The sequence below is a fragment of the Bartonella birtlesii IBS 325 genome (assembly GCF_000273375.1).
GTDB lineage: Bacteria > Pseudomonadota > Alphaproteobacteria > Rhizobiales > Rhizobiaceae > Bartonella > Bartonella birtlesii.
The window spans coordinates 1,116,789-1,126,366 of sequence record NZ_CM001557.1 but is presented as its reverse complement, the minus strand read 5'-3'; the positions used below and the strand labels follow the sequence as shown (position 1 = coordinate 1,126,366).

Sequence of the window (9,578 nt, the reverse complement as noted above, 5' to 3'; positions counted from 1 at the left end):
AATCGCTGCTGTTAAAGAGGTCTTCCCATGATCAACATGACCAATAGTACCTATATTAACATGCGGCTTCGTACGTTCAAATTTGCTCCTTGCCATCGCCATCAATCTCTTGTTTTGTTCTCTATATTCTATTAGTACCTAGAAAAAGAACTGCAGAACTGAGCTACTCTGCTCAACCCAACCATACAACTCTTCAAGACGGAAAACTCCACCCAATTATGATAAAAAATCTCCCATCATACCCATGGGCCTAATCACCAGAAACTGTGTTTGGAGCGGGTAGCGGGAATCGAACCCGCATATTCAGCTTGGAAGGCTGCTGCTCTACCATTGAGCTATACCCGCATAACCCACGTACTAACTCCTTTTCGATGAATGGTGGAGGGGGTTGGATTCGAACCAACGTAGCATACGCAACGGATTTACAGTCCGCCCCCTTTAACCACTCGGGCACCCCTCCATCACATCGGTAAAGTTGCGCGATAAGGCATCACGACAACCAAATTTTAATCATTCAATTCAAACTGGTTTTGGGGCGGTTATGACGATTACTATCGTATCTGTCAACAGAATAAATAAAATTCTGTACAAATTTCCTGCTAATAATTTTGAAATCACAGTTTTTTTTATCTATTTCTGCTCTTAAAGCGCTATAAAGAAGCCATGAAAGAAAAAATATTGAAAAATTCTCATTATGCTCGTTTACGTCGTCGACATCGTGATGCAAAGAGCATTTCTTCTTACTCTACCATACAGCCCCACCAAACGGCCGCGCCTTTGCAAATAGGAACAATCCGTCTTTATGGCATCCATACCGTTCAGTCTGCTTTAAAAAATCCAAAAAGAATTTTGAACTCTCTCTATATTACAGCTAATGCTTTAAAGCGACTAAATATACCCGAATCAGAATTACCATGTTCTGTTACATTATGCTCTCCCAAACAACTTGATGTACTTGTTGGAAGTGATGCGGTTCATCAAGGGGTCGTTGTAGAAACTGAACCCTTAAAGCCATGCCAATTATCTGAATTAACCAATACTGATCTTGTCATCGTAATGGATCAAATTACCGATCCCCATAATGTTGGCGCTATTATGCGCTCTGCTGTTGCATTTAAAGCTGGAGCACTCATCACCACATGTCGCCACTCTCCACAAGAAAGCGGTGTTCTTGCTAAAGCTGCTTCCGGAGCATTGGAGATGATTAATTATATCACTGTACGAAACCTCGCCGAAACACTCCACGAACTTCATAAAGCAGGTTTTATCAGCTTTGGACTCGATTCAGAAGGTGAATACCCTCTAGAAACAGCATTAACAGGAAAAAAAATTGCCCTTATTTTAGGAGCAGAAGGGAAAGGCTTACGTAAAAAAACACGTGAAACCGTTTGCGCATTAACACGCCTTGATATGCCTGGAAATATTAAATCATTAAATGTTTCAAATGCAGCAACAATAGCGCTTTATGCGACGCACAAATATCTTAGATCGTAGTTTTTAATTTTTTTCGTGACATATCAAAAAAACCAATCAACAAAAAACCTGAAAAAAAACCACCAATATGAGCCTCCCATGCTATTGAAACACCATCGCCTTCAAAGAGAAAAGATGAAATACCTATGATAAAATCAACACTTAGCCATATACTCAGGTAAATAAGTACACTCCTTGAACACAGCGCTTTTTTAATAGACAATAAAGAGCTTAAAAATCTTTCATTTTGCGTAGCACCCTCCAAATAGCTCCAAAGAAAATCATAACGTGCAATAGCACCCATCATTCCAGACACTACGCCCGACGCACCGACAACTGATATTGCACTCTCTTGGTGAAATACAAAATAAGTCAACACAGCGACAATAGCTGTTAACACCCAAAAAATTAAAAAACGAAAACCACCAATATATCTCACCAAAGGAGACCCAAAAACCAAAAGCCAAGCCATGTTAATAGCAACATGTTTAAAACTACTATGCATAAAGGAATAACTAATAATCGTATAACAAAATGCTAAGGGCTCAGTCTTAAATAACACTGGTGTAAATGCAAATAAATCAAGACTTTCAATATAGAATTGATGAGAAAAAAGATATTGAGAAACAAAATAAATACAAAAACAAAGTGCTATCAAAACAACTATAATAAATGGAACATTCAATAATGGTTCTTTAGGTTGTTCTGGAAAAAACGATCCATCATTATATTGATATTTGGCATCTTTCATCGTATAAAATCTCATACTTTCTGTAGAATTGACAGTGCTTTGCACAAAAACATATCAAGGCTTGGATAATTAAAGAAGCCTTAAGCTTAATGTTTATTCGGTTCCTATTGCTAATTCTAGATACCGCTCAATGAAAATATTTGTTTCTTTTATAATAAGATATTAAAAATATCATTCACAAAGCCACTGCACCATAATAAACTTAAACTGAAGCCAGTCAGTTAATTAAAATCTTTCTTACCAAGGCATGTATTTTGATGTTTTATCTATTTAATACACGGCTCAACAAAAAAATGACCCTATCTTAGTGAGAAAAAATTTTATAAATTCATGTATATTTCTCTATAGAAGATAATGATTGTCGTTTAGTAATTTTATAATCCACATTGTTACAAAAGATTATATATACAAAACAAACAATTTGCCTTTCAAAAGCGCAAATATCTCCTTTTTCAGCATCTAACTACTCTCGTTTTAAAAAGTTGCATTTAGCTGTTTTAAAATAGAACTATAAAACAATAAGCTGTCTTCTAGCCTCCTCTTATAAAAAATCATTGAGCAGAAAGGTTCTAAGAATTCTGTTTACAGTCTTTTAACCACACATCATAGATAGGATGTTCGACAGCATTCAAACCAGGACTATCTGCAAACATCCATCCTGTAAAAATACGCCGGACCTTTTTATCTAACATAATCTCATTCACTTCGACAAAACCAGTTGTACGGGTTGGCTCATCCTTGGAGCTCGTATAACATGCTCGTGGCGTTACTTGTAAAGCACCGTATTGATAAACTTCACCAAGAGAAACTTCAAAACGCGTAGTTATACCCGTAATTTTATCAAGACCAGAAAAAACAGCAATTCCATTGCTAACACGTTCAGCTTGCACTTTATAAACCGTGGAAAAGACCACAAGCTCCCCTATGAAAAAATATCCCAATCCTAACAATAAAAAAGCTCTCATCACATCAAATCAATCACATTTAAAAAATTCTATTTACAAAACAGTACGAATTAAGGAAAAAAAATACACATACACTAAGAAACTATTTTTTAGGCGACCATGCATCATAATCTTCATGCACACAAGAAGGTTTACCACTATAAGGAATAGCTCCTTTTGGACGATAAGCTTCACTTGTTCCTGTCATATTAGCAACATGGGGTTTTTCCCACTCATATGGGCGATAATCCTCCTGCGTTGGAGGGATATCACAGCGATGATGAATCCAACCATGCCAACCTGGTGGAATAGTAGAGGCTTCAGAATAATCTTTATAAATGACCCAACGGCGCGGATAACCATCTTTATGAGTTCCCCCTTCATAATAAATATTTCCAAACTGATCTTCCCCTATCCGCTTGCCTTTACGCCATGTGAAAAAGCGTGTGTTTATAGTATTGCCATTCCACCATGTAAAGATTTGCTTAAAAAAACGAGCCATCTGCTATTCCATTCATTTAATATGCTCATAAAATCAATTGCTGAAAACAAAATTAACTGGTAGAATCATTGACAGTTTCACTTGATAGGTAAATGCATATCCAATAGCTATAAAAATATCACATTTGTTGGTTTTTTCTACCCCATAAAACTTAATCTATGCCGAGTTTCATCTTAACCAACTCATTAACAGTTTGAGGATTTGCCTTTCCAGATGTTGTTTTCATAACCTGTCCAACAAACCAACCAGCTAAAGCAGGTTTTTGTTTAGCTTGTGCAACTTTATCAGAATTGTTGGCAATAATTTCATCTACAGCTCTCTCTATAGCCCTTGTGTCTGTCACCTGCTTCATATTACGTTCTTCTACAATCTGACGCGGATCCCCACCTTCATTCCAAATAATTTCAAAGAGATCTTTAGCAATTTTTCCAGAAATAGTTCCTTCCTTGATCAAATCAATGATGCTTCCCAATTGATCTGGTGATACTGGTGTCTCTTCAATCACACGGTTGTCTCTATTTAAAGCACCCAAAAGATCATTAATCACCCAATTTGCAACTGTTTTTGCATCACGTCCATGCGCTACTTTTTCAAAATAATCAGCAATAGCTCTTTCTGTCACAAGAATAGAAGCATCATATGCCGTCAATCCCATCTCCTTGATAAAACGTATCTTTATATCATCAGGCAATTCAGGCAATTCAGCCGCTAAAGAATCAATAAATTCTTGATCAAATTCCAATGGTAAAAGATCAGGATCAGGAAAATAACGATAGTCATGCGCTTCTTCCTTTGAGCGCATAGACCGCGTTTCACCTTTAGAAGCATCAAAAAGACGAGTTTCCTGATCTATAACACCACCATCTTCTAAAATCGCAATTTGACGACGCGCTTCATATTCAATCGCTTGGCCAATAAAACGAATAGAATTAACATTTTTGATTTCACAGCGCGTTCCAAAACCCTCACCAGGGCGACGAACTGATACGTTAACATCCGCACGCATAGAACCTTCATCCATATTGCCATCACAGGTTCCTAAATAACGAACAATTGTACGCAATTTTGTCATATAGGCTTTAGCTTCATCTGATGAACGCATATCTGGCTTAGAAACAATTTCCATAAGCGCAACACCAGAACGATTAAGGTCTACAAAAGACATTGTTGGATGCTGATCATGCAATGATTTCCCTGCATCCTGCTCAAGATGCAACCTCTCAATTCCAACTTCGATATCCTCAAACTGGCCTTTTGAATCTGGACCAACAGATATGATAACTCTTCCCTCTCCTACAATTGGATAATGAAATTGAGAAATTTGATATCCTTGTGGTAAATCTGGATAAAAATAATTCTTACGATCAAAAACAGATCTCAGATTAATATGCGCCTTTAATCCCAAACCCGTTCTAACTGCTTGACAAACACATTCCTGATTAAGAACAGGCAACATACCAGGCATCGCTGCATCAATAAGCGATACGTGACTGTTTGGCTCAGCACCAAATTTTGTTGATGCACCTGAAAAAAGTTTTGAATTCGATATGATTTGCGCATGAACCTCCATACCGATGATGACTTCCCAATCACCTGTAGTTCCAGAAATAAAACGTTTAGAATCAGGAGTGCGGGTATCAATGATGTTCATTACCAATCCACTATTAATATTTTTCGAATACACTAATATGGCTAATCTAAAATCACTCTCAGCGCAAGCCTAGAACAGAAATCTCATAAAAAGCCACAACTTCATTGGGCTTGTCCTTTTAGGGTAAATATTAACCTTTTTTAGGTGCCTTTTTCTTAGATGGAACTTTTTCTACGGATTTTTTTACAGCAGATTTTTCCTTTTCTGGTTTTTTTTCTGTTAAATCTGTTTCGTCATATTCCTTCATCAGCTCTTCAACCGTAACTTCTTTATCTATGATTTTTATCTTTTCCAATAAATGATCAATGACTTTCTCTTCAAAAATTGGAGCACGTAGATTTGCAACAGCTTCTGGAGTCTTACGGAAAAAGTCCATAATTTCTTTTTCTTGTCCAGGATATTGACGCACTTGATCAAAAACTGCTGCTTTTAGCTCATCCTCACTTACTTTAACACCAACCTTCATTCCAATTTCAGAAAGCACCAAACCAAGACGAACACGACGCTGTGCAAGCACACGATATTCCTCCTGTGCCTGCTCTTCTGTGACGCCTTCATCTTCAAAACTGCGACCAGCCTTTTTTAAATCGTCATTAACCTGAGCCCATATATTGTTAAATTCAATTTCTAAAAGCCCTTCAGGAATCTCAAAATCGTAATCAGCATCTAAAGCATCAAGAATTTGACGCTTAATTTTTTGACGTGTCATTGAGCCATATTGATTTTCAATCTGCCCACGAATAACTTCACGTAAGCGATCTAGAGATTCTAAACCAACTTTCTGTGCTGCTTCATCATCAATCTTTAGTTCATCCGGTTTAGAGATAGCCTTAACAGTGATGTCAAATTCTGCATCCTGACCGGCCAAATGCACTGCATTATAATTATCAGGAAATTTAACAGAAATTGTTTTCGTGTCACCTGCTTTCACGCCAACCAATTGCTCCTCAAAACCAGGAATAAATTGCTTTGATCCGAGAATCAGTTGCGCATCATTCTCTGTCCCACCCTCAAATGGCTCTCCTCCAACTTTACCAAGATAATCTATTGTAATACGATCCCCTTCTTCAGAAAGGCCCTCTTTTAGTGAATAACTACGCGTGGAAGCAAGAACGCGCTTTACTTGATCATCAATCTCTTGTTCAGGAATAGTTGCAATTTCACGAGTAATTTCAATATGTTCAAAGTCTTTAATTTCAAATTTTGGCAAGACTTCATACTTTAAACTAAAAATAAAATCGGCTTTGCCATCCAAGGTTTGTTCATTTTCATTTATATCAATTTGCGGCTGCATCGCTGAACGTTCATTACGGTCAGCTAAAATGGAATGGGGTGCATCACTGATAATTTCATTGAGAATTTCCGCCATAAAAGACTTGCCGTACATTTTTCGTAAATATCCAGCAGGTACCTTACCAGGACGAAAACCATTAAGCTTGATCTTACCTTTGGTATCATCTAACCGTTCATTCAATTTTTTTTCTAAATCTCTCGCCGGAACCACGATCTTAATTTCGCGCTTCAGTCCTTTATTAAGCGTCTCGGTAACCTGCATAAACAACCTTCATTTTCCTTAAGGAGAGGGATAACCCTACTCTGATAATAACTACATTCTAACACTTGAGTGTTAAATCACCATAAAGCAGAACCTGAGCACATAAAATAGCGCTCGAGTAATCCCTTTGGTGCGGATGGAGGGACTCGAACCCCCACGGTATCCCGCCAGAACCTAAATCTGGTGCGTCTACCAATTTCGCCACATCCGCTAAACTTATAAGTCAGTAACCTTATATAAGCGGCGTCTCTATACCATTAATTAGAGAAAAAAAGCAAACAAATATATTTAAAAATCTAAACACATATCATTCTTTATAAATTGCAAAAATAAAATCTACTCTTTTCACACAGGGTAATTTTCGCTAAAAACAGGTTATGTTAAATATATCCAATGCTCCAATCCATATCATCGGTGGTGGTCTTGCAGGCAGTGAAGCAAGTTGGCAAATTGCTCAATCAGGAATCCCCGTTATTTTACATGAAATGCGGCCTCAAAAAAAATCTGATGCCCATAAAACCGATAAACTTGCAGAATTGGTCTGTTCAAATTCATTCCGTTCCGATGATTCATCAACAAATGCTGTAGGACTTTTACACAGCGAAATGCGACTGGCAAACTCGCTAATTATGAAGGCCGCTGATGCCAACAAGATACCAGCAGGAAGCGCTCTTGCCGTTGACCGCGATGAATTTGCAAAAACCATTACGATAGCGCTAGAAAATCACCCGCTTATAACAATAAAACGTGAAGAGATTCGAGAGCTTCCAGAAGAGTGGCATCATATTATTATTGCAACTGGCCCTCTCACTTCACCAGATCTTTCTCAAACGATACAAGCAATAACTGGGGCAGAATCTCTTTCTTTTTTTGATGCTATCGCGCCTATTGTTTATACTGATAGTATCAATTTGGATATTTGTTGGTATCAGTCTCGCTATGATAAAATCGGACCTGAGGGAACAGGAAAGGATTATCTTAATTGCCCCCTTGATAAAGAACAGTATGAAACATTCGTTCAAAAATTAAAAAATGCGGAAAAAACTGAATTCCGTGATTTTGAAAAAACCCCTTATTTTGATGGATGCCTACCAATTGAAATTATGGCTGAACGTGGCTTTGAAACTCTCAGACATGGCCCCATGAAGCCTATCGGATTAACTAATGCTCATAATCCCACAGTAAAACCTTATGCCGTTGTACAATTACGCCAAGATAATAAGCTCGGAACCCTTTATAATATGGTCGGCTTTCAAACAAAACTAAAATATGGTGAGCAAATTCGTATTTTTAGAACGATCCCTGGTCTTGAGAAAGCAGAGTTTGCACGTCTTGGTGGGCTTCATCGTAATACCTATCTTAACTCACCCATCATTCTTGATCAAACCCTTCGCTTGAAACAAAGACCACAGTTGCGTTTTGCGGGACAAATTACTGGATGTGAAGGTTATGTAGAATCATCAGCAATAGGGCTTCTCGCTGGGCGTTTTGCCGCTGCTGAATATCATCATAACGTTCCTTCTTTACCGCCATTAACCACAGCGTTTGGAGCTCTTTTGAATCATATTACCAATGGGCACATTGTAACACATGAAACTGAAAAACAATCTTTTCAACCAATGAATATAAATTTAGGACTTTTTCCCCCTATTGCTTCTAGGGAGTATTTAGGAATACGCTTGCCAAGCAAAGAAAAGAAATTAGCAAAAAAACGAGCGCTAACCTCTAGAGCTCTAAATGATTGTACTCAATGGTTAGCAGAAAAAACTATATAGTCTCTTTTTATGAAAATATATTTACCTCTAACATATGCAAAAAAAACAATATCCCCATCCCTTGTGCAAAAATCACCTTCCAGCCTTTTTATTATGATGCTGAATATCTGCAAAGCAGCGTAATGAATTTCAAAAAGTTCTCACGATGAATAAAAATTTTCCCCACCGTAAAAAAACTAAATATATTTCGATCAGTTAAAATGCGTAACACTATAAAATATACAATAGTAATTAAGGGAAATCAAATATAGATCCGATTCCCCACAATAATAGCTTTCTGATTAATTTTGTTATGTAAAAAAACTATGTATAACACACCGGCACAACAAAACTAAAATAGGCTTTGTAATTCACATGAATCTCTACAGCGATATATTTTATTGAAAATATTCAAATAAATATATTTATTTACAAACTCTACAAAAATTCCGAATTCACCCTAAAAAGCGCCGGTACTCTTTGAAGAAGAGTGCGCGCTGTAACTATCCATATAAAAAGCACAGTTATAAAACAACTTTTAAAAAAGCACTTATAAATATATTAGTTTTTTTTAGTATTGTTCAAATTATTTTTTATTAACAGCTTCTTTTAGAGTTTTCCCTGCAGAAAATTTTGGCACAGAACGTGCTGGAATATTTATTTCAGCACCTGTTGAAGGATTACGCCCCTTTGTAGCAGCACGGTGAGAAACTTCAAAAGAACCAAAACCTGGAAGACGAACATCCCCTCCTGAAGCTAAAGCCTCCGTTACAGAAGCAATAAAAGCATCAACAACAGAGCCAGCTTGCGCTTTCGAAACACCTGCCTTTTCAGCAACGGAGCTAATTAATTCACTTTTATTCATAGAATATTTCCTTTCCCTATATTACCGGATAATACAACTTAACCGTGTTATTGGTTAGTTTATTGAAAAGTACAACAAACAGA

Annotated in this window: 9 protein-coding genes and 3 tRNA genes; 2 read left to right on the top strand and 10 right to left on the bottom strand. The window is 37.2% G+C overall.

The window, feature by feature from the left end:
* From QWU_RS10015 to QWU_RS05475, 3 genes are all read right to left on the bottom strand, one after another.
* Window positions 1-96, bottom strand: a 96-nt coding sequence (locus QWU_RS10015; protein WP_035462006.1) for a GTP-binding protein, incomplete at its 3' end; no start/stop codon positions are given.
* Window positions 97-271: 175 nt separating this feature from the next.
* A tRNA-Gly gene (locus QWU_RS05480) sits at window positions 272-345 on the bottom strand.
* 31 nt (window positions 346-376) lie between these two features.
* A tRNA-Tyr gene (locus QWU_RS05475) sits at window positions 377-460 on the bottom strand.
* A 203-nt stretch (window positions 461-663) separates the two neighbouring features.
* On the opposite strand from QWU_RS05475, the gene QWU_RS05470 reads away from it, so the two are divergent.
* The gene (locus QWU_RS05470) at window positions 664-1,494 is read left to right on the top strand and encodes a TrmH family RNA methyltransferase (protein WP_006589351.1); all 831 of its coding nucleotides are present in this window, start codon (window positions 664-666) and stop codon (window positions 1,492-1,494) included.
* On the opposite strand, the gene QWU_RS05465 is transcribed toward QWU_RS05470, so the two are convergent.
* The 6 genes from QWU_RS05465 to QWU_RS05440 form a co-directional block, all read right to left on the bottom strand.
* Complete coding sequence (locus tag QWU_RS05465; RefSeq protein ID WP_006589350.1) at window positions 1,484-2,224, bottom strand: rhomboid family intramembrane serine protease; 741 nt, start codon at window positions 2,222-2,224, stop codon at window positions 1,484-1,486. The two genes, QWU_RS05470 and QWU_RS05465, sit on opposite strands and share 11 nt — an antisense overlap.
* A gap of 569 nt (window positions 2,225-2,793) precedes the next feature.
* Entirely contained in the window at window positions 2,794-3,189 is a 396-nt protein-coding gene (locus tag QWU_RS05460; RefSeq protein WP_006589349.1) for a DUF2155 domain-containing protein, read from the bottom strand.
* 82 nt (window positions 3,190-3,271) lie between these two features.
* The gene (locus QWU_RS05455; RefSeq protein WP_006589348.1) at window positions 3,272-3,670 is read right to left on the bottom strand and encodes an NADH:ubiquinone oxidoreductase subunit NDUFA12; all 399 of its coding nucleotides are present in this window, start codon (window positions 3,668-3,670) and stop codon (window positions 3,272-3,274) included.
* 151 nt (window positions 3,671-3,821) lie between these two features.
* On the bottom strand, window positions 3,822-5,321 hold the full coding sequence (gene gatB / locus QWU_RS05450) for an Asp-tRNA(Asn)/Glu-tRNA(Gln) amidotransferase subunit GatB (protein WP_006589347.1): 1,500 nt from the start codon (window positions 5,319-5,321) through the stop codon (window positions 3,822-3,824).
* 130 nt (window positions 5,322-5,451) lie between these two features.
* Window positions 5,452-6,876, bottom strand: coding sequence for a trigger factor (tig, locus tag QWU_RS05445; RefSeq protein ID WP_017196355.1), 1,425 nt, complete (start codon window positions 6,874-6,876; stop codon window positions 5,452-5,454).
* Window positions 6,877-7,004: 128 nt separating this feature from the next.
* A tRNA-Leu gene (locus QWU_RS05440) sits at window positions 7,005-7,087 on the bottom strand.
* A gap of 166 nt (window positions 7,088-7,253) precedes the next feature.
* On the opposite strand from QWU_RS05440, the gene trmFO reads away from it, so the two are divergent.
* Window positions 7,254-8,651, top strand: a complete 1,398-nt coding sequence (trmFO, locus tag QWU_RS05435; protein ID WP_006589345.1) for a methylenetetrahydrofolate--tRNA-(uracil(54)-C(5))-methyltransferase (FADH(2)-oxidizing) TrmFO — start codon at window positions 7,254-7,256, stop codon at window positions 8,649-8,651.
* A gap of 565 nt (window positions 8,652-9,216) precedes the next feature.
* Here the strand turns inward: trmFO and QWU_RS05430 are convergent.
* Window positions 9,217-9,495, bottom strand: coding sequence for an HU family DNA-binding protein (locus QWU_RS05430; RefSeq protein ID WP_006589344.1), 279 nt, complete (start codon window positions 9,493-9,495; stop codon window positions 9,217-9,219).
* Between the last annotated feature and the right edge of the window lie 83 nt (window positions 9,496-9,578).

Bases quoted from the DNA above. Each gene is read 5' to 3' on its own strand.
- QWU_RS05470 (WP_006589351.1), top strand. From the start codon at position 664: ATGAAAGAAAAAATATTGAAAAATTCTCATTATGCTCGTTTACGTCGT.
- QWU_RS05465 (WP_006589350.1), bottom strand. From the start codon at position 2,224: ATGAAAGATGCCAAATATCAATATAATGATGGATCGTTTTTTCCAGAA.
- QWU_RS05460 (WP_006589349.1), bottom strand. From the start codon at position 3,189: ATGAGAGCTTTTTTATTGTTAGGATTGGGATATTTTTTCATAGGGGAG.
- QWU_RS05455 (WP_006589348.1), bottom strand. From the start codon at position 3,670: ATGGCTCGTTTTTTTAAGCAAATCTTTACATGGTGGAATGGCAATACT.
- gatB (WP_006589347.1), bottom strand. From the start codon at position 5,321: ATGAACATCATTGATACCCGCACTCCTGATTCTAAACGTTTTATTTCT.
- tig (WP_017196355.1), bottom strand. From the start codon at position 6,876: ATGCAGGTTACCGAGACGCTTAATAAAGGACTGAAGCGCGAAATTAAG.
- trmFO (WP_006589345.1), top strand. From the start codon at position 7,254: ATGTTAAATATATCCAATGCTCCAATCCATATCATCGGTGGTGGTCTT.
- QWU_RS05430 (WP_006589344.1), bottom strand. From the start codon at position 9,495: ATGAATAAAAGTGAATTAATTAGCTCCGTTGCTGAAAAGGCAGGTGTT.